19 protein-coding genes, 1 tRNA gene and 1 pseudogene are annotated in these 21,630 nt (G+C 69.5%); 10 read left to right on the top strand and 11 right to left on the bottom strand.

The genetic code is table 11. The annotated features are described in order from the left end of the window. Nucleotides 1–2 precede the first annotated feature (2 nt). The 3 genes from PS467_RS22000 to PS467_RS22010 form a co-directional block, all read right to left on the bottom strand. The gene (locus PS467_RS22000) at nucleotides 3–149 is read right to left on the bottom strand and encodes a hypothetical protein (RefSeq protein ID WP_311036708.1); all 147 of its coding nucleotides are present in this window, start codon (nucleotides 147–149) and stop codon (nucleotides 3–5) included. A gap of 178 nt (nucleotides 150–327) precedes the next feature. Continuing rightward, entirely contained in the window at nucleotides 328–588 is a 261-nt protein-coding gene (locus tag PS467_RS22005) for a hypothetical protein (RefSeq protein ID WP_311036709.1), read from the bottom strand. Nucleotides 589–1,011: 423 nt separating this feature from the next. Then, complete coding sequence (locus PS467_RS22010; RefSeq protein WP_311036710.1) at nucleotides 1,012–1,272, bottom strand: DUF7660 family protein; 261 nt, start codon at nucleotides 1,270–1,272, stop codon at nucleotides 1,012–1,014. Between the two features lie 242 nt (nucleotides 1,273–1,514). Here PS467_RS22010 and PS467_RS22015 point away from each other — a divergent pair, with 242 nt between their 5' ends. Beyond that, nucleotides 1,515–1,775, top strand: coding sequence for a hypothetical protein (locus tag PS467_RS22015; RefSeq protein ID WP_311036711.1), 261 nt, complete (start codon nucleotides 1,515–1,517; stop codon nucleotides 1,773–1,775). Between the two features lie 117 nt (nucleotides 1,776–1,892). Here PS467_RS22015 and PS467_RS22020 read toward each other — a convergent pair. From PS467_RS22020 to PS467_RS22040, 5 genes and pseudogenes are all read right to left on the bottom strand, one after another. Further along, nucleotides 1,893–2,457 (bottom strand): annotated as a pseudogene (locus tag PS467_RS22020) (nucleotidyl transferase AbiEii/AbiGii toxin family protein). After that, nucleotides 2,454–2,801, bottom strand: a complete 348-nt coding sequence (locus PS467_RS22025; protein ID WP_311036712.1) for a transcriptional regulator — start codon at nucleotides 2,799–2,801, stop codon at nucleotides 2,454–2,456. The pseudogene PS467_RS22020 and the gene PS467_RS22025 overlap by 4 nt, the downstream one beginning before the upstream one ends. A 280-nt stretch (nucleotides 2,802–3,081) precedes the next feature. After that, nucleotides 3,082–3,492 carry a type II toxin-antitoxin system VapC family toxin gene (locus PS467_RS22030; protein WP_311036713.1) on the bottom strand — a complete coding sequence of 137 codons (411 nt, stop codon included), beginning with the start codon at nucleotides 3,490–3,492 and terminating at the stop codon, nucleotides 3,082–3,084. After that, nucleotides 3,479–3,700 (bottom strand): hypothetical protein, encoded by a 222-nt coding sequence (locus tag PS467_RS22035; protein ID WP_037954114.1) that lies wholly within the window; start codon nucleotides 3,698–3,700, stop codon nucleotides 3,479–3,481. The genes PS467_RS22030 and PS467_RS22035 overlap by 14 nt, the downstream gene beginning before the upstream one ends. Nucleotides 3,701–3,853: 153 nt before the next feature. Continuing rightward, nucleotides 3,854–3,927 (bottom strand) — tRNA-Gly (locus tag PS467_RS22040). A gap of 563 nt (nucleotides 3,928–4,490) precedes the next feature. On the opposite strand from PS467_RS22040, the gene dcd reads away from it, so the two are divergent. Both dcd and PS467_RS22050 read left to right on the top strand, forming a co-directional pair. Further along, nucleotides 4,491–5,066, top strand: coding sequence for a dCTP deaminase (gene dcd / locus PS467_RS22045; protein WP_268973373.1), 576 nt, complete (start codon nucleotides 4,491–4,493; stop codon nucleotides 5,064–5,066). 5 nt (nucleotides 5,067–5,071) lie between these two features. After that, nucleotides 5,072–5,569 (top strand): phosphoribosyltransferase, encoded by a 498-nt coding sequence (locus tag PS467_RS22050; protein ID WP_311036714.1) that lies wholly within the window; start codon nucleotides 5,072–5,074, stop codon nucleotides 5,567–5,569. A 126-nt stretch (nucleotides 5,570–5,695) separates the two neighbouring features. Here PS467_RS22050 and PS467_RS22055 read toward each other — a convergent pair whose 3' ends face one another. Together PS467_RS22055 and PS467_RS22060 are read right to left on the bottom strand one after the other, a co-directional pair. Then, the gene (locus PS467_RS22055) at nucleotides 5,696–6,661 is read right to left on the bottom strand and encodes a Yip1 family protein (protein WP_311036715.1); all 966 of its coding nucleotides are present in this window, start codon (nucleotides 6,659–6,661) and stop codon (nucleotides 5,696–5,698) included. Nucleotides 6,662–6,821: 160 nt separating this feature from the next. After that, nucleotides 6,822–8,444, bottom strand: a complete 1,623-nt coding sequence (locus PS467_RS22060; protein WP_311036716.1) for a VCBS repeat-containing protein — start codon at nucleotides 8,442–8,444, stop codon at nucleotides 6,822–6,824. A gap of 924 nt (nucleotides 8,445–9,368) precedes the next feature. Here PS467_RS22060 and PS467_RS22065 point away from each other — a divergent pair. Continuing rightward, nucleotides 9,369–12,116: a SpoIIE family protein phosphatase gene (locus PS467_RS22065; RefSeq protein ID WP_432280618.1), complete on the top strand. Its 2,748-nt coding sequence runs from the start codon at nucleotides 9,369–9,371 to the stop codon at nucleotides 12,114–12,116. Between the two features lie 130 nt (nucleotides 12,117–12,246). On the opposite strand, the gene PS467_RS22070 is transcribed toward PS467_RS22065, so the two are convergent. Next, nucleotides 12,247–14,535, bottom strand: coding sequence for a (Fe-S)-binding protein (locus tag PS467_RS22070; RefSeq protein WP_311036718.1), 2,289 nt, complete (start codon nucleotides 14,533–14,535; stop codon nucleotides 12,247–12,249). Between the two features lie 285 nt (nucleotides 14,536–14,820). On the opposite strand from PS467_RS22070, the gene dnaK reads away from it, so the two are divergent. From dnaK to proP, 6 genes are all read left to right on the top strand, one after another. Beyond that, nucleotides 14,821–16,689 (top strand): molecular chaperone DnaK, encoded by a 1,869-nt coding sequence (gene dnaK / locus PS467_RS22075; RefSeq protein ID WP_311036719.1) that lies wholly within the window; start codon nucleotides 14,821–14,823, stop codon nucleotides 16,687–16,689. Beyond that, on the top strand, nucleotides 16,686–17,345 hold the full coding sequence (gene grpE, locus PS467_RS22080) for a nucleotide exchange factor GrpE (RefSeq protein ID WP_311036720.1): 660 nt from the start codon (nucleotides 16,686–16,688) through the stop codon (nucleotides 17,343–17,345). Before dnaK ends, grpE begins: the two co-directional genes overlap by 4 nt. Nucleotides 17,346–17,390: 45 nt before the next feature. Continuing rightward, on the top strand, nucleotides 17,391–18,572 hold the full coding sequence (gene dnaJ / locus PS467_RS22085; RefSeq protein WP_268973381.1) for a molecular chaperone DnaJ: 1,182 nt from the start codon (nucleotides 17,391–17,393) through the stop codon (nucleotides 18,570–18,572). A gap of 1 nt (nucleotide 18,573) precedes the next feature. Further along, nucleotides 18,574–19,053, top strand: coding sequence for a heat shock protein transcriptional repressor HspR (locus PS467_RS22090; RefSeq protein WP_311036721.1), 480 nt, complete (start codon nucleotides 18,574–18,576; stop codon nucleotides 19,051–19,053). A 481-nt stretch (nucleotides 19,054–19,534) separates the two neighbouring features. Then, entirely contained in the window at nucleotides 19,535–19,906 is a 372-nt protein-coding gene (locus tag PS467_RS22095) for a cupin domain-containing protein (protein WP_268977059.1), read from the top strand. 167 nt (nucleotides 19,907–20,073) lie between these two features. Next, nucleotides 20,074–21,603 (top strand): glycine betaine/L-proline transporter ProP, encoded by a 1,530-nt coding sequence (gene proP, locus PS467_RS22100; protein WP_311039931.1) that lies wholly within the window; start codon nucleotides 20,074–20,076, stop codon nucleotides 21,601–21,603. The last annotated feature ends 27 nt before the right edge of the window (nucleotides 21,604–21,630 follow it).

Raw genomic sequence — 21,630 nt, forward strand, 5'->3', positions numbered from 1 at the left:
GATCACAACAAGTTCGAGCCGGTCAGAGCCATGAACATGAAGAAGCCCCGCCCTCCGAAAAGGTCTTGTGTCCGCAGACCTCCGCCCTGCGGGTTTCCGCGGCCGACGTCGACCGCGTCGCGGCCCAGGACCGTCAGCTGCTCAGCCAAGCGCTCTACCTCGGCCACGACTTCATGCGGCAGGCCGCCTACGACATGCTCGGCATCGGGGTCGTAGTCCCAGGTCCAGTTATCGCTTACGCGGAGAATTCGCGCTGCGCCAGGTCTGTGATCTGCCGCATCTCGGCGAGTGCGGAGTGCAGGGCCTCGTGGTCCGTTGCTTCTTCCGCTACGGCTTCCAGTTCACGCAGGCGAGCCGCGCGCGGGGGTAGCGCTCGATGGCAACGAATTCTCCCCACCACAGCAGGAAAGTGCGCAGCGGAGCGATAGTGCTCTGAGTGGCGGCTTGTTCAACCGCGCGGTCGAGGTGCTCGACGAAGGATGGCAACTGGGCGGGGGCGACCTGGGCGACCGCTGCGCGGAGCGCTGCCGGAGTGAGCGCCGGCATGGGGATGAGGGGCCCGTCGGGGGCAGAGGGCTGCTCGGTCATCGGAACGTCTCCTGGGCGGCGGTCTGCGTGATCATCGTGAGCATGGCCGTTGTTGCGGACGCTGGGCTGAGCCCACGTCCGCGCCTCGTCCGCCACACAACGCCTGACCCGTCTCGATCGCTTTGGCCCAAGTGCGATCGCGTCGCGTTACATCTTGGTGCGTCGTCGCAAGTTCCCGGAGACGCCAGTGGTCCCGAGCAACAAAGAAGCCCCGGGCCGCTGGCCTGGGGCTTTGCGCCGGAGCGGGTGACGGGAATCGAACCCGCGCTCTGAGCTTGGGAATCACCGGCTGTTTGCAGCCGATCATTGCGCTGACCTGGGTAAACAGGTTCTGGTGTGATCTTGGGCGTGGGCTCCTATAGCTGGTGTTGACCGTGGTTCACCGGTCGTTCTGGCACGTATCTCGCACGGTGGTAGCTGCGGTCACTCGTATACGACTGCGGCGCTCAGCGCACGGGCGAACAACGTCCAGGCGTCATCCGCTGGCATTTCTTCGCCGAAGTGCCGATACCACGCTGGTGATCCCTCGGGCCACGCCGCCAGTGCCTCTAGGTAGTGCTCAAGCGTGGGGTTCTCGCATTCATCGCCTCGTTCGAGGAGATCGTCACGCAGGCCGAGTATGTGGCTCACCAGGGCTTCCCGGCTGTCGACTCCGTGCGCAGGGTGGTCCGAAAAGTCCTCCATGGCGGCACCTTAGTGTGGCCTGCTGCCTCACTTCGATCTGCACCTCGGCCAAGGTTGCCCGGCCCGGTCGGGGCTGGTGACGGTGGGCTATGGCCTCGTTGGTTGCTGTACTTCGTTGCTGTACAGCTGATGAGCTCGACCCCAGTTTGCGCAGGGTAGGCCTCTGCAAGAATCTGCTGGTGCAGCCCACGCCGGATGACCCGTCGCAGCTCCCCGCCCCGTGGTGGGTGCCTGATGGTGGCATGCATGTGCTGGAAGTGGAGTTGCGCCGCGAGCTTGCTCATGGACACCCGCTGTATGGCGCTCGGGTCTCTGCTGCTGCCCGGTGCGAAGGATGTGACGACGTGCTGTTCAGCGTTGCCGGCCGTCCCTTCCCCTGGGCTGTGGTGCACTTGACCTGGGCGGGTCACGAGGAGCGCCTGCCTTGGCCAATGACGACACCGCTGGCCAGCCTGGCCGACCTCCTCGCCAAGTGGGCCGACCACGGATGCACCAGCGATTAGCGGCCGGCCTCTTCACCGAGCGGCAGCCGGATCGAGAGCTGACCTGTCCCACCTGCCGCGCTACTCGTCATCGACTTCCAGCTCGTGGAGTCGCTCCGTGATGTCGTCGGCCCACGACTATGCCCATCTGCGCAGTTCGGCGGTGGCTGCTTCGTCGAGGCCGTACGCGGCGAACTCGGCGTCGTCGATCCAGTCGATGCCGGTGAGCCGGGCCTGGAGGTCGTCGAGGTCGAAGCTGTCTCGGGCATGGCGTCGGCCGAGTGTTTCCAGTTCAGTATTACTCCAACGGTCCGCCGCGGCTCGGACATCAATCAGGTCGCGGGCGAGCCCGCGGTCGGCCAACGCGCGCACCTTCGTACCGACCACATCTTCGAGGGAGAGCACCAGACCGTGTTCTGTCTTCACAGGCGGGCGCCAGAGTGTGACGATCAGCCGCGCGGACAGTGGATCGGTTTCCAACGCCCTTGACGTGCCAACCGCGTTCTTCCAGTCCCGCGCGTACCGTCCGTGCGATGTTGTCCATCCGTTCCGGATTCTCTGTAGCGACGTCCAGATCCTGGCTGAGCCGGTCGACCAACCCATGCGCTTGCACCGCGTAGCCGCCGGTGAGGACGAGTGGGTAGGCACCTCCCACGGCAAGCACATCTGAGAGCAGTCGACGGTGCAGGTCCGTGAGGTTCACGCGACGGCCTGGGCATGGTGAGCCAGCTCGGGGAAGGCGCTCTCCCAGGCGTCGCGGATATCGCGGCTGATCAAAGTGCGGAGGACGGACCACATGCTGACCAGCAGGTCCTGGTTGAGGTACTGCACCAGATCATCGTGCATCCCCTCGGCCAAGGTGATCCGGTAGAAGCTCATCCTCAGCCGGGGCTGGTCAAGATCGAAGTGAGTTAGCCCCGACCATGCCATGTGCAGCGGGAGGCCGACGATGCCATGGGCCGGGCCTGCGAGCTCCGAGAGCTCGGCGGGGAGCCGCCGAGTGAACTTGGCGCGGCGAACCTCGGAGGCGCTGGGCGTTGATGCCATGCCTCGATTATTCCGCAGGGCAAAGCCGCTGGGGGCCTGCGGGAGAGAAGGGTTGGTCAACAAACAAGGCCCGGGTCGCTGACCTGGGCCTTCGTCGTGGAGCGGGTGACGGGAATCGAACCCGCGCTCTGAGCTTGGGAATCACCGTGCCTGGCGGCGGTGAAACCGGCCCTGGCCTGGTGAAACAGGCGTTCTGGCGTGCCGCGCTGGAGTTCGTTGTAGACCCTGATTGACCGTGGTTCACCGCTTGATCGGGCACGCATCGGGCACGGCGTGGGCCTCAAGGCAGAAGCGTCAGTGCCGGGACGTGGAGCGGCTTGATGGCGTGGAAATGACGGTGATCCAGGGTGGCGACACTCGATGCCCTGAGCCTTTCTGCGAGGGCGACCACTGAGGCGTCGGCGATTCCGAGAGGGAATCCGCGGTATTGCTGCATGAGCTCGGCCATGCGGGAAAGGTCGGCTCGCTCGGTGGGCACCTGGACGAGGTCCTCTGCGGCAACGGCCTCGATGAGGTTGATCTCTGCGTCGGGGCTGACGTACTTGGCCAGTAGGTAGCAGGCTTCGGTGAGCACGTACGGCGTGATCAGTAGTTCGCCGTCGTGGGACTCCAGCAGCTCGGCGCAACTCTTGTGGTCGGGGTCGTTCCGGTTCAGCAGGGCGACGATGGGGCCTGTGTCAACGATCAGCATCGGCCTCGCCGAGCTCCTCGCGAGCGATGTCCTTGGCGCGAGCTCCAAGGTCGTCCGACGGTCCGTCGAAGCTTCGCAGAACGCGGAAGCGGCTCGGCGGCGGCGTCTTCACCAGGCGCAGGGCGTGCCGACGCAGCTCTTCGACCTGCTCGGGTTCAAGCCGCTCGATGATGTCGTGCAGATCGCTGTAGTCGTGGGCGGCAGTCATCAGACTCTCCCTGTTGGCCGTCTCTGCTGCCACGATAGCGTTCGACCGAGAAGACCGCCGAGGACTCCTGCGGGTGGTGCGCATGTGGTGCGCGAGGCTTAACTCGGTCTAGACAACAAACAAGCCCCGGGCCGCTGGCCTGGAGCTTCTGTCTGGAGCGGGTGACGGGAATCGAACCCGCGCTCTGAGCTTGGGAAGCTCATGTTCTACCATTAAACTACACCCGCGAGGGGCGCCTGATCTCTGGCGCCGCATCGTCGGACACTTTACCCCATCGCTGACCCCCGGCGCATTCGTCGTGGGGTCTTTGTGTTGTGCGGGGTGGGATGGGGGTGGAGTCGGGGGTGGTTTGGGGTGGTTTCTGGGTGGTTTTTGGTGGGGCGGGTGGGGGAGAAGCGGCTGTTGGGGTGCGGGAGTTGGGCGTACGGTGGGGGTGCGGTGAGAGGCCGGAGTGCCGCGTGGAGTGGGGTGTGCTTGATCCCCTAATGTGGCTTTTGTCGTCCACGTCGTCCACGTTCTTGGGGAAGGGACTCATGGAGCGCACCGTCGTCCGCTGTGCTGAAGGGCACGTGTTCAGCACTGCCTCGTTCCCAATGCAGCACCTCACCGTCGACCGTATCGGCCCCGGCCGGCTGCTGCGGTGCCCGCGTTGTGCCCGGCTCCGGCACGCGGTGCCGGTGGCCGCCGAGAAGCGGTGAGCGGTAGCCGATGAAGTCGCAGGGTGCGGGCCCGGTCCGGTGGGACCGGGCCTGTGCCGTGGGGGCGGGTCCGGTGTGCGTATCCTCGTTGGGTGCTTCTCTCAGACAAGGACATCCGGGCCGAGATCGACGCCGGACGGGTGCGGATTGATCCGTACGATTCGGCGATGGTGCAGCCGTCGAGCATCGACGTGCGGCTGGACCGGTTCTTCCGGGTGTTCGAGAACCACCGCTACCCGCATATCGACCCGGCGGTGGAGCAGCCCGATCTGACGCGGCTGGTGGAGCCCGAGGGCGAGGACGCGTTCATCCTGCACCCCGGGGAGTTCGTGCTGGCCTCGACGTACGAGGTCGTGTCGCTGCCGGACGACATCGCCTCGCGGCTCGAGGGGAAGTCGAGTCTGGGGCGGCTGGGGCTGCTGACGCACTCCACGGCGGGGTTCATCGACCCGGGGTTCTCCGGGCATGTCACGCTCGAGCTGTCGAATGTCGCGACGCTGCCGATCAAGCTGTGGCCGGGGATGAAGATCGGGCAGCTGTGCATGTTCCGGCTGACCTCGCCCGCCGAGCATCCTTACGGCTCCGCCCGTTACGGGTCCCGATACCAGGGGCAGCGCGGGCCGACGCCCTCGCGGTCGTTCCAGAACTTCCACCGGACGAAGGTGTGAGCGGCGTGGCTGAGGAGCGCGAGAACCTTACGTACGAGCGGTTCGGTGCCGCGGTCCGCGAGCTGGCGCAGAAGATCGCCGACGATGGGTACGAGCCCGACATCGTGCTCTCCATAGCCCGCGGCGGGGTCTTCGTCGCCGGCGGGCTGGCGTACGCGCTGGACTGCAAGAACATCCACTTGGTGAACGTCGAGTTCTACACGGGCGTGGGGACCACCCTCGACATGCCCGTGATGCTCGCGCCCGTGCCCAACGCGATCGACTTCTCCGACAAGAAGGTGCTGATCGCCGATGACGTGGCGGACACCGGCAAGACGCTGAAGCTCGTCCGTGACTTCTGCCTCGGCACGGTCGCCGAGGTGCGCAGCGCGGTGATCTACGAGAAGCCGCAGTCGCTGGTGAAGTGCGAGTACGTCTGGCAGCGCACCGATCGGTGGATCAACTTCCCGTGGAGTGTCGAACAGCCCGTCGTGCGCAGGGAGGGGCAGGTGCGGGACGCTTGAGGCGGCTTGTTTGAGATGCCGCGCCTGATGGGCCGCGCTTGATGGGCCGCGTTTGAGGTGGTGCGTTGGAGATGGGGGCCCGCTGGTGCGGGCCCCTTGGTCGTTCGGCCTGCGGTGGTGGTGGCCTTACAGCGTGCCCAGCTTCAGCAGGCTCAGCAGTGCGATCAGCTGGATCGCCGAGGCGCCCAGCGCCTTCGGCCACGGCAGGTCGTGCGACTTGCTCACCATCGAGGTGAAGAGCGCACCCGCTGCCAGCCAGGTCGCCCAGCCCAGCACCTTCACCAGCGAGCTGTCCCCGCCCAGGAAGAGCGCGAACACCAGCCGCGGCGTGTCCGAGATCGACATGATCAGCATCGACAGGCCGATGGTCGGCGCCCAGATGCCGTTGCCGCCCAGCTGGCGGGCGAGGGTGTGGGTGACGGCGCCCAGGATCAGCCCGCTGATCAGCACGGCGACGCCCGCGGTGAGGACCCACGGGATGCTGTTGGACATGGGGGCGTTGAGGACGTCCTCACGGGCGTCGTCGAAGCCGAAGACCGCCAGCAGACCGTAGATGAAGGTCACGATCAGCGCCGGGCCCCACACCGCGTAGTCCCGCATCGCCCAGAAGGTGTCCGACGGGCGCAGCACGATGCCGCTCAGCAGCTGCTTCCAGGGCAGCCGGGGGCCGGCGGGCGGGGCGGTGGAGGAGCCGGTGCGGTAGGTCTGCCCGGCGTAGCCGCCGTCGTACGAACCGGGGTCCTGGCCGTACGGGTCGTACGCGTCGGGCCCCTCGCCGATGCTGAACTGCTGCGTATGGCCCGCGTTGTTGTCGGCGTACGCGCCGCCCTGTCCGTACGGTCTCTGCCCCTGGCCGTAGCCTCCCGGGCCGGGGCCGGGACCCTGCCCGGCCCCGGGCCCGGGGCCGTAGTGCGGGTCCTGGCTGCCGAAGTACTCCGGCTCTCCCTGTGAGGCGGGCTGCTGCCACTGCGGCTGCGGCTGACCGCCGTACGGCTCGTGCTGCCCGTACGGCGGCTGCGGCGGTCGCTGCTGCTGCCCCTGTTGCGCGGAGTGGGAGTCCCGTCCGCGTCCGATCCTGAATCCAGCCACCATGTGAACGTACCCGGTCGTAGCGGGCCGGGTGCGGGAGCTGCGTGGCAGGGCCAGGCATTGCGGCCGAGCTGTGACATCCCCTAGGGGGTTCCGGTTGGGTTTTCCCCCGGTGGTTGGTGGGGGTGGCCGGTGTCTCGCCTCTCTCCGCCGCCGCCTCCTCCTAGTCCGCGTCCGCGTCCGTGTCCGCGTCCGTGTCCGTGTCCGTGTCCGCGTCCGGGTGCGCGTTCGCGTCCGTCGCGAAGGGCTTGCTGCTGAAGGCCGTCTTGTCCGCGGTGCCGTCCGTGATCCACCACCGTTCGGGGCGTTCGCCGTACCGCGAGAAGGCCAGACCACGGCCCCAGGCCAGTACGATCTCGTCCTTACCGTCATGATCGAAGTCCGCGACGCCGTAGAGCCGGGCCGCCCGCTCGTCCTTACGGACCGCCTTGCCGTCCACGACGGCGGGTGTCGTGCGGGTCAGCAGGCGGCGCTCGGCGACGCGGATCGGGCCGCCGTGGGAGCCCTGCCGGAGGGTGAGCAGCTCGACGCCGCCCCGGCCGAGCGAGACGGCCAGCTCATCGGTGCCGTTCCCGTCGGTGTCGGCGGCGGCCAGCGCGCCCGACATTCCGGGGATCTTGAGGGGGCGCGGAGGGGAACCCGCCGTCTCCGCCGCCTCCTTGGGGTAGACGCTCACCGTCTTGCCGATGTCCGGCCGCTCCGTCTCACCGCCCGGTTCGTCGTCGCGGGTGCCGCTGTCGCCGACCGCGACGTCGCGGCGGCCGTCGCCGTCGAAGTCGCCGAAGGTGATCGAGTTGCCCTCGCGCAGCGTGCGGGCCTTATGGCTGAGACCGTGGGGGCCGGCGACGAGGAGGGCGGAGCCGGACTGTTCGTTGGAGTTGAGCGCGTGCACCACCAGATCGGTGGCGCGGTGGCCGTCGATGGTGTCGGCGATGAGATCGCCGATCTCTCCGTGGCCGTCCAGCGGACTCGGGTACGGAACGGCCCTGGCGGCCTTGCCCGCCCGGTTGAACGGTCCGTACAGCACCAGTAGCGAGCGGCGGTCCGCGCGGATCAGGGCGAGGTCGTGGTGGCCGTCGCCGTTGAAGTCGCCGACGGTCGGGCGCTGGGCATCCACCCCGTCGTCCGGGCCGGTCAGCTCGACACGGGCGGCGGCGCGGCCCCGGCGGGGGCCGCCGGGGCCGCCCCAGGAGACGTAGGGGACGGTCCGGACGGTGGCCTGGGTGCGCTCGGTCTCGCGTGCGCCGAGCGCCTCGCCCGCCGTGGTGGTCACATCGGCGTAGCCGTCGCCGTCGAGGTCGGCCGTGGCCACCTCGGTCGCGCCCGCGACGGTGACGTCCTGGGACGGCAGGCCGAGGTCCCGGTGGCGGAGCACGGTGCGGGTGGCGGGATCCAGACCGTGGGACGAGCCGTGGACGAAGGCGATCCGGCTGGGCAGACCGCCCTTGCCGGACGGGACGGGGAGGCGCAGATCGGGATAGCCGTCGCCGTTGACGTCATCCGGCAGCCGGCTGCCCTTGCCGTGGGGGACGGGCGCGGTCGCGGTGGGGGTGATGACGGACCCGGCGGAGGGGGAGCCGGCGTGCCCGCCGCGTTCCGCCCGCGCGCCGTCGTCGGGGCCGCAGCCGGCGAGCAGCAGCGCCAGGCCGGCCGTACCGGCGGTGACGAGGAACGACGTGGGGAGACGGGAGGCGGGGAAGTGGGCGGTGCGGGTGCCGCGGGGGGAGCGGTGTCGGGGGCCCGGGACGCGGCCGGGTGGTGCGATGGGGGGAGGTGCGGGCGTCATCGGCCCACCTCAACCCATCACCGGCGGCTGAGGCCATGGGGCCAGGCACTTCGTTACGAGGGTGATGCCTGGACGAGGGTGATGTCCGGCGCCGCGCTCCCGCCGGTGGTCGTTCCGGATGACGCGTCGGGTGATACGGGACTGATCAGTCCGCTTGGCTGTAAAGATGACCTTTGGAGCACAAGGGCCGTCCAGGACATTTACTGGCGAGTCGTTGGGCATGATCCTGTAGGGGATACGCAACGTCGTTGTGAGAAGGGATACTTCACGGCCAGTATCGGTAATCGTTCGAAGCGGACAAGCGGGGGCAGCCATGTGCTTAACGCACGGTGTGAGGGTGACGGGTGAGGCGGCGAAACCGGTGGAAGAGGGTGCGGGCGGGGCGTAGTCGCGATGTCGGACGGGAGTGGCCGGCCGGCGGCGGCGGATGCCGCTCGCTCGCCGCTGAACAAGGGTGCTAGAAATAACGACATGGCCGGACTTTTCGGTCGACCTTGGGTTCCGCTGGCCCGCACGATGACCGATGGGCGCCCAGGCGGTCGGCGTGAGGGGCCCCGCTCGGCGTGGGAACGACGCGGGCGGCGCGTACAGCAGGACGAGCGAGACCAGCGAGATCAGCTGGACCCACGAGAACAGCTGGACCCGCTGGAGCCGCGAGATCAACCCGATCAAGGTGGGCAAGCCGATCAGCTCGGCCCACCCGGTCAGCTCGGCCCATCCGATCAGCTCGGCCCACCTGGTCAATCCGGTCCGTGGGACCCGCATGAGCGGTCGTCCACGCGCACCGGCCGGACCGGCTACACCCACGGCCCCGGCCCCGCCCACGACTCCGGCTACGCCCACCGCCCCGCCCACGGCCGTGGTGGCTACGGGCGGGGCTGGCGGCGCCGGGGCCGCCAGGGGCGGCGGGGCCAGGCGCGCTGGGTGCGCACCGTGGCCGGCCAGGTCTTCGTCCTCCAGGTCGGGGTGGTGCTGCTGTTGGTCGTCGCCGCTGTGGTGGCGCTCGTCCTCCAGTCCCGCTACGACAGTGAGCGGGAGGCCCGTAACCGCTCCATGGCCGTCGCCGAGAGCTTCGCGAACGCGCCCGGCATGGTGAGCGCGATGCGCGGCCCCCAGCCGACCGCCGCGCTCCAGCCGCTCGCCGAGCGGGCCCGCGAGGGTTCCGGGGTCGACTTCGTCGTGGCCATGTCGCCGCGGGGGATCCGCTACACCCACCCCAACCCCGACCGGATCGGCAAGCACTTCATGGGCACCATCCGCCCGGCGGCGGAGGGCCGGACGTTCACCGAGACGTTCACCGGCACGCTCGGCCTGTCGGTGCGGGCCGTGGTCCCCGTCAAGGACGGCCAGGGGAAGGTCGTCGGCCTGGTCGCGGCCGGTGTCACGATCAAGAAGGTGAGCGGTGCGGCCGACCGTCAGCTGCCGCTGATGTTCGGCGCCGCCGCGCTCGCGCTCGCGCTCGCGACGGCGGGTACGGCGCTGGTCAGCAGGCGGCTGCGGCGCCAGACCCACGGGCTGGACCCGGCCGAGATGACGCGGATGTACGAGCACCATGACGCGGTGCTGCACTCGGTGCGCGAGGGTGTGCTGATCGTCGGCGGCGACGGCCGGCTGGTGCTCGCCAACGACGAGGCGCGCCGGCTCTTCGACCTGCCGCCGGACGCCGAGGGACGGCTGGTGTCCGAGCTGGGCTTCGATCCGCACACCGCCGCGCTGCTGGCGTCCGGGCGTCCCGCCACCGACGAGGTCCACACGGCGGGCGAGCGGCTGCTGTCGGTCAGCCACCGCCCCACCGACCGCGACGGCGGGCCGCCCGGCAGCGTCGCCACGCTGCGCGACACCACCGAGCTGCGGGCGCTGTCCGGCAAGGTCGACCTCGCCCGCAACCGGCTCAAGCTGCTGTACGACGCGGGTGTCTCCATCGGCACCACCCTGGACGTGGTGCGCACCGCCCAGGAGCTGGCGGAGTACGCGGTGGCCCGGTTCGCCGACTACGTCTCGGTGGACCTCGCGGACTCGGTGCTGCGCGGCGGGGAGCCCCCGGACGGCGTGGTGGGGCCGGACGGCGTGGCGGGCGCCGGTGCCCCGGGCGCGGGCCCGCCGGGCGCCGTGCCGACCGCCGACGGCCGCCGCACCGTGCTGCGCCGTACGGCCCTCAGCGGTATCCGCGACGACGGCCCGCTCTACCCCCTCGGCATGCTGATCGAGTTCGGCCCGAGCGCGCCTCAGGCCCGGGGTTTCCGCAGCGGGGCGGTGACGGTCGAGCCGGTCCTGAGCGACTTCGGCGGCTGGCAGGAGCAGGACCCCGAGCACGCCCGGCGGATCGTCGACTACGGCATCCACTCGATGATCACGGTCCCGCTGCGAGCCCGTGGCGTCGTTCTGGGCGTGGCCAGTTTCATGCGGGCGGAGAAGCCGGAGCCCTTCGAGGAGGACGACATCTCCCTGGCCGAGGAGCTGGTCACCCGCGCCGCCGTCAGCATCGACAACGCCCGCCGCTACACCCGCGAGCACACCATGGCGGTGACGCTCCAGCGCAGCCTGTTGCCCCGGGTGCTGCCCGAGCAGAACGCGCTGGATGTGGCGTACCGCTATCTGCCGGCCGAGTCCGGCGTCGGGGGCGACTGGTTCGACGTGATCCCGTTGCCGGGGGCGCGGGTGGCGCTGGTGGTGGGCGACGTCGTCGGGCACGGTCTGCACGCGGCGGCGACGATGGGGCGGCTGCGCACGGCGGTGCACAACTTCTCCACCCTCGATCTCCCGCCGGACGAGATCCTCTCCCACCTCGACGATCTGATCGCCCGCATCGACCAGGACGAGAGCCCCGGCGGACTCGACGGCGACGGCGGCGGCGTCGGTGAGGGGATCACCGGAGCCACCTGTCTGTACGCGATCTACGACCCCGTCACCCGGCGCTGCACCATGGCGCGGGCCGGTCATCCGCCGCCCGCGCTGGTCCGGCCGGACGGCACCGTGGAGTTCCTCGAGCTGCCCGCCGGACCGCCGCTGGGCCTGGGCGGGCTGCCGTTCGAGACGGCGGAGCTGGAGCTGCCCGAGGGCAGCCAGGTGGTGCTCTACACGGACGGGCTGATCGAGAAGCGCGACCGGGACATCGAGACCGGTCTGGAGCTGCTGCGCGACGCCCTGTCCCACCCCGGGTCCCACCCCGGCCGGACGCCCGAGGACGCCTGTACGGCGGTGCTGGACGCGCTGCTGCCCGACCGCCCGAGTGACGACATCGCGCTGATCGTGGCCCGTACGAGGGTGCTGGAGCCCGGTCTGACCGCCGACTGGGAGGTGCCGTCCGATCCGAAGCAGGTCGCCGGGGTGCGCGCCGCGGTGGCCCGGAAGCTGGCGGAGTGGGATCTGGGCGAGGTCGCGTTCACGACCGAGCTCATCCTCAGCGAGCTGATCACCAACGCCATCCGCTACGCGACCGGCCCGATCCGGGTCCGGCTGCTCTGCGACCGCAGCCTGATCTGCGAGGTCTTCGACACCAGCAGCACCTCCCCGCATCTGCGGTACGCGGGGACGACGGACGAGGGCGGCCGGGGGCTCTTCCTGGTCTCGCAGTTCGCCGACCGCTGGGGCACCCGCTACACCTCGGACGGCAAGGTGATCTGGACCGAGCAGGCGCTGCCGCTGACGAGGAACGGCAAGCCGCGGACGTGAGGGACGGCCTGCGGGGGAGCGGGCCGTCGACAAGCGTGCGGTTCCGGGCCGCCGACAAGCGTGAAGCCCGCCCACGGACGTTCCGTGGGCGGGCTTCGGCGTGCGGCGCGTGGCGCGCCGCGTCAGGCGACTACTTGACCGGGGCCGGCTCCGGCTCCTCGGCGGTCTGGCCGCCGTCCTCCGGTTCGGCCGGGGTCTTCACCGAGTCGAGGAGCAGCTGTGCCACGTCCACGACCTGGAGTTCTTCCTTCGCCTTCCCGTCATTCTTCTTGCCGTTGACGGAGTCGGTGAGCATGACCAGGCAGAACGGGCAGGCGGTGGAGACGATGTCCGGGTTGAGGGACAGCGCCTCGTCGACGCGCTCGTCGTTGATGCGCTTGCCGATCCGCTCCTCCATCCACATCCGGGCGCCGCCCGCGCCGCAGCAGAAGCCGCGCTCCTTGTGGCGGTGCATCTCCTCGTTCCGCAGTCCCGGCACCTTGGCGATGATCTCGCGCGGGGGCGTGTAGACCTTGTTGTGGCGGCCCAGGTAGCAGGGGTCGTGGTAGGTGATCAGGTCCTCGACCGGGGTGACCGGGATCAGCTTGCCCTCGTCGATGAGGTGCTGGAGCAGCTGGGTGTGGTGGATGACCTCGTACTCGCCGCCCAGCTGCGGGTACTCGTTGGCGATCGTGTTGAAGCAGTGCGGGCAGGTCGCGACGATCTTCTTCTTGGCCTTCTCGACGACGACGCCCTCATCGGCATCCTCACCGAAGGCCATGTTCAGCATCTCGACGTTCTGCTGGCCGAGCTGCTGGAAGAGGAACTCGTTGCCCAGGCGGCGGGCGGAGTCACCGGTGCACGCCTCGTCGCCGCCCATGATCGCGAACTTGACGCCGGCGATGTGCAGCAGCTCCGCGAAGGCCTTGGTGGTCTTCTTGGCCCGGTCCTCCAGGGCGCCCGCGCAGCCGACCCAGTACAGGTAGTCGACCTCGGTGAGGTCCTCGATGTCCTTGCCGACGACCGGCACCTCGAAATCGACTTCCTTGGTCCACGCCAGCCGCTGCTTCTTGGCCAGGCCCCAGGGGTTGCCCTTCTTCTCCAGGTTCTTCAGCATCGTGCCCGCTTCCGAGGGGAAGCTGGACTCGATCATCACCTGGTAGCGGCGCATGTCCACGATGTGGTCGACGTGCTCGATGTCCACCGGGCACTGCTCCACGCAGGCGCCGCAGGTGGTGCAGGACCACAGCACGTCCGGGTCGATGACGCCGCCCGCGGCGAAGCCGCTGTCGGACGCCGCCTCGAGGGTGCCGATCAGCGGCCGCTCGGCCTCGGCCAGCGCCGCCGCGGGCACCTGGGCCAGCTGCTCCTTGCTCGCCTTCTCCTCGCCCTCCATCGTCTTGCCGCCGCCGGCCAGCAGGTAGGGGGCCTTGGCGTGGCTGTGGTCGCGCAGCGCCATGATCAGCAGCTTCGGGGAGAGCGGCTTGCCGGTGTTCCAGGCGGGGCACTGCGACTGGCAGCGGCCGCATTCGGTGCAGGTGGAGAAGTCGAGGATGCCCTTCCAAGAGAAGTGCTCGATCTGCGAGACGCCGAACTGGTCGTCCTCGCCCGGGTCCTCGAAGTCGATCGGCTTGCCGTCGCTCACCATCGGCTGGAGGGCGCCGAGCGCGACCTCGCCGTCCGCGTTGCGCTTGAACCAGATGTTGGGGAAGGCGAGGAAGCGGTGCCAGGCGATGCTCATGTCGAGGTTGGTGCTGACCGTGATCATCCAGATCATGGTCGTGCCGAGCTTGACCATCGCGAACAGGTAGGTCAGGTTCTGCACGGTGTCGACGCTGAGCCCGCTGAAGAGCTGGACCAGCGGGTACGAGGCGAAGTACGCGGGCTCGTAGGAGTCGACGTGGTGCAGCGCGCCCTCCGTGCCGCGCAGCGCCATGATCGCGATGCCGATGATGAGGATGACGTACTCGACGAAGTACGCCTGCCAGGCGGTGGAGCCCGCGAACCGCGACTTGCGGCCGGCCCGGCTGGGCAGGTTCAGCAGCCGGATCACCATCAGCGTCAGGATGCCGAGGGTGGTCATCGTGCCGATGAACTCGATGTACAGCTCGTAGGGGAGGAAGCCGCCGAGGATGGGCAGCGTCCAGTCGGCCTGGAAGAGCTGGCCGTAGGCGTTGATGATGGTCGGTGGCAGGGTGAGGAAGCCGATCGCCACGAACCAGTGGGCGACGCCGATGACGCCCCACTTGTTCATGCGGGTGTGCGCGAGGAATTCTCGCACCAGGGTCACGCTGCGCTGCCAGGGGTTGTCGGTCCTGGCCCCCGCCGGGACCGGCGCGCCGAGTTTGAAGAAGCGCACGAACTGCGCGACGGCCCGGCCGAGCAGGGCAACGCCGACCGCGGTGAGGACCAGCGACACGATGATCGCGGCGAGTTGCATAGGGGGCTCCTCGAACCTGCGAGCTGGATTGCTGAGCAGAACTATTACTAAGCAGTAACTTAATGTGGCTTGACCGAGATTACCCGCCCGGACGGTCACCCATGTAGTCGACGAGCCGGTGATCTGTGTCGCTCACATGGCCCCTCCTCCACTTCTTCCACCCCCTCTTGGGTATAAGCCTCATATAAAAGTTGAGCCGCCGCGACTCAGGTCTGTTGACAGCGGCGAGCCGGTCATGCACCCTTGAGCCTGTTCCACTCAATGCTGTAGCTGGAGGATTGCGAAATGGCACGTGCGGTCGGCATCGACCTGGGTACGACGAACTCCGTCGTCAGTGTTCTCGAAGGCGGTGAGCCCACCGTCATCACCAACGCCGAGGGCGCCAGGACCACGCCGTCCGTTGTGGCGTTCGCGAAGAACGGCGAGGTGCTGGTCGGCGAGGTCGCCAAGCGCCAGGCGGTTACGAACGTGGACCGCACCATCCGGTCGGTCAAGCGCCACATGGGCACCGACTGGAAGATCAACCTCGACGGCAAGGACTTCAACCCCCAGCAGATCAGCGCCTTCATCCTGCAGAAGCTGAAGCGCGACGCCGAGTCGTACCTGGGTGAGAAGGTCACGGACGCGGTCATCACCGTCCCGGCGTACTTCAACGACTCCGAGCGCCAGGCGACCAAGGAGGCCGGTGAGATCGCGGGCCTCAACGTCCTGCGCATCGTCAACGAGCCTACTGCCGCCGCGCTCGCCTACGGGCTGGAGAAGGACGACCAGACCATCCTGGTCTTCGACCTCGGTGGCGGCACCTTCGACGTCTCGCTGCTCGAGATCGGCGACGGCGTGGTGGAGGTCAAGGCCACCAACGGTGACAACCACCTCGGTGGTGACGACTGGGACCAGCGCGTCGTCGACTACCTGGTCAAGCAGTTCAACAGCGGCCACGGCGTCGACCTGTCCAAGGACAAGATGGCCCTCCAGCGGCTGCGCGAGGCCGCTGAGAAGGCGAAGATCGAGCTCTCCAGCTCGTCCGAGACCAGCATCAACCTGCCCTACATCACGGCGTCCGCCGAGGGCCCGCTGCACCTGGACGAGAAGCTCACCCGCGCCCAGTTCCAGCAGCTCACCTCCGACCTGCTGGAGCGCTGCAAGACCCCGTTCCACAACGTCATCAAGGACGCGGGCATCTCGCTGTCCGAGATCGACCACGTGGTCCTGGTCGGTGGCTCCACCCGCATGCCCGCCGTCGCCGAGCTCGTCAAGGAGCTGACCGGCGGCAAGGAGGCCAACAAGGGCGTCAACCCGGACGAGGTCGTGGCCATCGGCGCCTCCCTCCAGGCCGGTGTCCTCAAGGGTGAGGTCAAGGACGTCCTGCTGCTGGACGTCACCCCGCTGTCCCTGGGCATCGAGACCAAGGGCGGCATCATGACCAAGCTGATCGAGCGCAACACGACCATTCCGACCAAGCGCTCGGAGATCTTCACCACGGCCGAGGACAACCAGCCGTCCGTGCAGATCCAGGTCTACCAGGGCGAGCGCGAGATCGCGGCGTACAACAAGAAGCTCGGCATGTTCGAGCTGACCGGCCTGCCCCCGGCCCCGCGCGGCGTGCCGCAGATCGAGGTCACCTTCGACATCGACGCCAACGGCATCATGCACGTCGGCGCGAAGGACCTCGGCACCGGCAAGGAGCAGAAGATGACCGTCACCGGCGGCTCCGCGCTGCCGAAGGACGACATCGACCGCATGATGCGGGAGGCCGAGCAGTACGCGGAGGAGGACCACAAGCGCCGCGAGGCCGCCGAGGCCCGCAACCAGGCCGAGCAGCTGGTCTACCAGACGGAGAAGTTCCTCAAGGACAACGAGGACAAGGTCCCGGGCGAGGTCAAGACCGAGGTCGAGGAGGCCCTCACCGAGCTGAAGGACAAGCTCAAGGGCGAGGACACCGCCGAGATCCGCACCGCGACCGAGAAGGTCGCCGCGGTCAGCCAGAAGCTGGGCCAGGCCATGTACGCCAACAGCCAGGACGGCGCGGCCGCGGCCGGTGCCGCCGCCGGTGACGCCGGCGCCGCGGGTCAGGCCAAGGCCGATGACGATGTGGTGGACGCCGAGATCGTCGACGACGACAAGGCCGACAAGGGTAAGGGTGGTGCCGCGTGACGGAGGAGACCCCGGGCTTCGAGGAGCAGCCCGACGTCCCCTCCGAGGCCGCGCAGACCCCCGACGACGCGGCGAAGGGTGCCGGGTCCGCCGACAAGGCGGGCCCGGCGGCCCCGGCCGGGGACAACGAGCAGGTAGCCCTTCAGGCACAGCTGGACCAGGCACGGAGCGCGCTCAACGAGCGGACGGCCGACCTCCAGCGGCTCCAGGCGGAGTACCAGAACTATCGGCGCCGGGTCGAGCGGGACCGGGTGACGGTCAAGGAGATCGCGCTGGCGAGCCTCCTGTCCGAGCTGCTGCCCGTGCTCGACGACATCGGCCGCGCCCGGGAGCACGGCGAGCTCGTCGGCGGCTTCAAGTCCGTCGGTGAATCGGTGGAGACGGTGGTGGCGAAGCTGGGCCTCCAGCAGTTCGGCAAGGAGGGCGAGCCCTTCGACCCGCTGGTGCACGAGGCCCTGATGCACAGTTACGCGCCGGACGTCACCGAAACCACGTGCGTGCAGATTCTGCAGCCGGGGTATCGAATCGGCGAGCGCACGATCCGCCCGGCGCGGGTCGCCGTCGCCGAGCCCCAGCCGGGTGCCACCCCCGCCAAGGGCGGCGAAGGCGAGGCCGCGGCGCCGGACGAGGAGAGCGGTGGCCCGGAAGAGGGCTGACGTGACGGTGACCGCGGGAGCAGTGAGAGAGGAGGGACGTCGCGGATGAGCACCAAGGACTTCGTGGAGAAGGACTACTACAAAGTCCTCGGCGTCCCCAAGGACGCCACCGAGGCGGAGATCAAGAAGGCGTACCGGAAGCTCGCCCGCGAGTACCACCCGGACGCCAACAAGGGCGACGCCAAGGCGGAGGAGCGGTTCAAGGAGATCTCCGAGGCCAATGACATCCTCGGGGACCCCAAGCGGCGCAAGGAGTACGACGAGGCCCGCGCCCTCTTCGGCAACGGGGGATTCCGCCCCGGGCCGGGCGGGCCGGGCGGCACCGGCAGCTTCAACTTCGACCTGGGCGACCTCTTCGGCGGCGGTGCCCAGGGCGGGAGCGGGGGCGCCGGCGGTTTCGGCGGCGGGCTCGGGGATGTCTTCGGCGGGCTGTTCGGCCGCGGCGGCGCCACCCGCGCCCAGCCGCGCCGGGGCCAGGACATCGAGTCCGAGGTGACGCTCAGCTTCACCGAGGCCGTCGAGGGGGCCACGGTCCCGCTGCGGATGTCCAGCCAGGCCCCGTGCAAGGTGTGCTCGGGCACCGGCGACCAGAACGGCAACCCGCGCGTCTGCCCCACCTGTGTCGGCACCGGCCAGGTCACCCGGGGCGGCGGGGGCGGCTTCTCGCTCACCGACCCGTGTGTGGAGTGCCGGGGCCGCGGGCTGATCGCGCAGAACCCGTGCGAGACCTGCAAGGGCAGCGGACGGGCCCGTTCCGCCCGCACCATGCAGGTCCGGATCCCCGCGGGCGTCAGCGACGGCCAGCGGATCCGGCTGCGCGGCAAGGGCGCTCCGGGCGAGACCGGCGGTCCGGCCGGCGATCTGTACGTGGTCGTGCACGTGGACCCGCATCCGGTCTTCGGCCGCAAGGGCGACAACCTGACCGTCACCGTGCCCGTCACCCTTCCGGAGGCGGCGCTCGGCGGCGAGATCAAGGTCCCCACCCTGGGCGGTCCGCCGGTCACCCTGAAGCTGCCCGCCGGCACGCCCAACGGCAGGACCATGCGCGCCCGGGGCAAGGGCGCGGTGCGCAAGGACGGCACCCGCGGCGACCTGCTGGTCACCGTCGAGGTCACGGTGCCGCACGAGCTGAGCGACCCGGCGCGGGAGGCGCTGGAGTCGTATCGCGAGGCGACCGCGGGAGAGGACCCGCGGGAGGAGCTGTTCAAGGCCGCGAAGGGAGCTTGAGATGGACGGCCGAGGAGGAATCGGAGGCAGGGGCGCTGGCCGGCCCCGCAACCCGTATGAGCTGACCGAGGATTCGCCGGTGTACGTCATCTCGGTGGCCGCCCAGCTCTCCGGACTGCATCCGCAGACTCTGCGTCAGTACGACCGCCTCGGCCTGGTTTCCCCCGACCGTACCGCCGGCCGCGGCCGGCGGTACTCCGCGCGCGACATCCAGCTGCTCCGCCAGGTCCAGCAGCTCTCCCAGGACGAGGGCATCAACCTCGCCGGGATCAAGCGGATCATCGAACTGGAGAACCAGGTCGCGGCCCTCCAGGCCCGCGTCGCCGAGCTCCAGTCCGCGGTCGAGGGCGCCGCCACGGCCATGCAGCAGCGCGAGGCCCAGGTCCACGCCTCCTACCGCCGCGACCTGGTCCGCTACCAGGACGTCCAGCACAGCAGCGCCCTGGTGGTGTGGCGCCCGAAGCCCAAGCGCGGCGAATAGCCCGCCGCACCGCGTGCCCGAGCGGCCCGGCGACCGGTTTTCCGGCCGCCGGGCCTGCTGTGTGTCTGGGCCTGCTGTGTGTCTGGGCGGGCTTTATCGGGGCGGCGCGGGTCACGACCCGTTCGGGCAGCTCCCTTCCGAGATCTTCATGACCCGGAGGTCGAATTCGATGTCGATCGCTTCGGGCCCACCGTCGCGGACGACCCGCACGCGGGCGGTGTCCGTCCCCGCTGCGGCAGGAGGAGGCAGCGGCCCGCACGCCTACGGGGACGGACGATCCGGCGGCCACCTGTGGGCGGGTGACGGCGCACACCACGTTCACCGTCGGCGACCCTCACCGTACGGCGGCTCACCCCGTGTCGGGTGGGGCGGCGGAGGACGCGGCCCATGCCTTGGTGTCCCGTCCAGGAACCTCCGGGCCGGGCGGCGCGCCGTCGGGGCGTCCCGGGCGCACCATGGAGGTATGGGAGGAGGTATCGCCATGGTGGAGGTCAAGACGATCGAGAAGCCGGATGAGCGGCGTGACTTTCCCGGGGGCCACATCGAAGCCCTGCATCTGACCGGGCTGGATTTCGCCGTGGGCACCTTCGAGCCCGGATGGCGCTGGCGGGAGTCGGTGCGGCCGATCGTGGGGACCGAGCTGTGCGAGGTCCACCACAGCGGGATCGTGGTCCAGGGCCGGATGCGGCTGCGCACGACCGAGGGCGCGGAGACCGAGGTGGGGCCCGGCGATGTGTATGTGGTGTCGCCCGGCCATGACGCGTGGGTCGTCGGCGATGAGCCGGTCGTGGTGTACGACGTCGCCGGGCAGATGGCGCAGACGTACGCGAAGTCGAGTCGGGCCGGGGCCTGAGACGGGGCGGCAGCGGCCTCCAGGGCGTCAGGAGCCCAAGCATGATCCGTACGACGCTCCTCAGCGGTACGTAGCCGTCGGCAGGGGACGAGATGAGTTCCGGCCGGACACCGCCGCGCGGGCCCTACCACGGGGGCCGGCCGCGCGGCAGTGCCCGCACCGACCGGATGCTCCGGACGCTGCTGCGCCGCCGCAAGGAGCCGCTGTCCATCGAGGACGTCACCGTCGTCGACAAGCCGAGGATGCGCCGCGCGGTCGCGGCGACGGCGGTCGGCAACATGATGGAGTGGTTCGACTTCGGCGTCTACGCGTATGTCGCGGTGACCCTCGGCAAGGTCTTCTTCCCGTCCGACAACCCCGCCACCCAGGTGGTCTCCACCTTCGCCACCTTCGCGGTGGCGTTCCTGGTGCGGCCCCTCGGCGGGCTGGTCTTCGGGCCGCTGGGCGACCGGATCGGGCGCCGGCGGGTGCTGTCCACCACCATGATCATGATGGCGATCGGCACCTTCGCGGTGGGCGTGCTGCCCGGTTACGACGCCGTCGGGTTCGCCGCGCCGCTGCTGCTGCTGGCCTGCCGGGTGGTCCAGGGCTTCTCCACCGGCGGTGAGTACGCCGGGGCGACCACGTACATCGCGGAGTTCGCGCCCGATCAGCGCCGTGGCTTCCTCGGCAGCTGGCTGGACTTCGGCACCTTCGTCGGCTACTCGATGGGCTCCGGTGTGGTCACGGTGCTCACCGCGATCCTCGGCGGGGACGGGATGGTGGCCTGGGGCTGGCGGGTGCCGTTCCTGGTGGCGGGTCCGCTGGGGTTGATCGGCCTGTACATGCGGCTGCGTCTGGAGGAGACCCCGGCCTTCCAGCTGGAGGCCGAGCGGGCGGCCGAGGCGGCGGAGGAGGCGGCCGCCCGGGGTGGCACCGAGCCGATCGAGGAGGCGCGCCAGTCCGGCAAGGGGCGGTTGAAGGAGATCTTCACCCGGCACTGGCAGGCGGTGCTGATCTGCATGGGCCTGGTGCTGCTCTACAACGTCACCAACTACATGGTCACGTCGTATCTGCCGACGTACATGACCTCCACGCTCGGCCAGCGGGCGACGGTCGCCCAGACGCTGGTCCTGGGCACCATGATCGTCGTCGCACTGACCATCACCGTGGTCGGGCGCAGCTCCGACCGCTGGGGGCGCAGGCCGATGTTCATGGTCGGAAGCGTGGGGTTGGTCGTGCTGGCGGTTCCGGCGATCCTGCTCATCCAGGCGGGCGGCATCCTGCTGCCCGCCATCGGCTGTCTGGTACTCGGTCTGCTGCTGGTCATCTTCGCGGGGACCAGCGCCGCCACGCTTCCGGCGCTGTTCCCGACCCGGCTGCGCTACGGCGCGCTGTCGATCTCGTTCAACATCTCGGTGTCGCTGTTCGGCGGTACGACACCGCTGCTGGCCTCATGGCTGGTGGCCACCACGCACAACACGCTGGTGCCCGCGTACTACCTGATGGTGGCGGGTCTGGTCGGCCTGGTCGCCACCATCTTCCTGTACGAGACGGCGGGGAAGCCGCTGCGCGGTTCGGGGCCGATGGTGGAGACCGAGGAGGAGGCCCGTACGGCGGTGGCCGAGAGCCGTACCGAGGCCGGGCGCCGCGCCCGCGACGTGTGGCTGCGGGTACGGCACCCCTGGACGCATGTGCACCAGGACGACGAGGAGTGAGACTAGACCCCAGGCCGCTCACCGGAC

Origin of the sequence: Streptomyces luomodiensis, assembly GCF_031679605.1 — a bacterium.
Lineage (GTDB): Bacteria > Actinomycetota > Actinomycetes > Streptomycetales > Streptomycetaceae > Streptomyces > Streptomyces luomodiensis.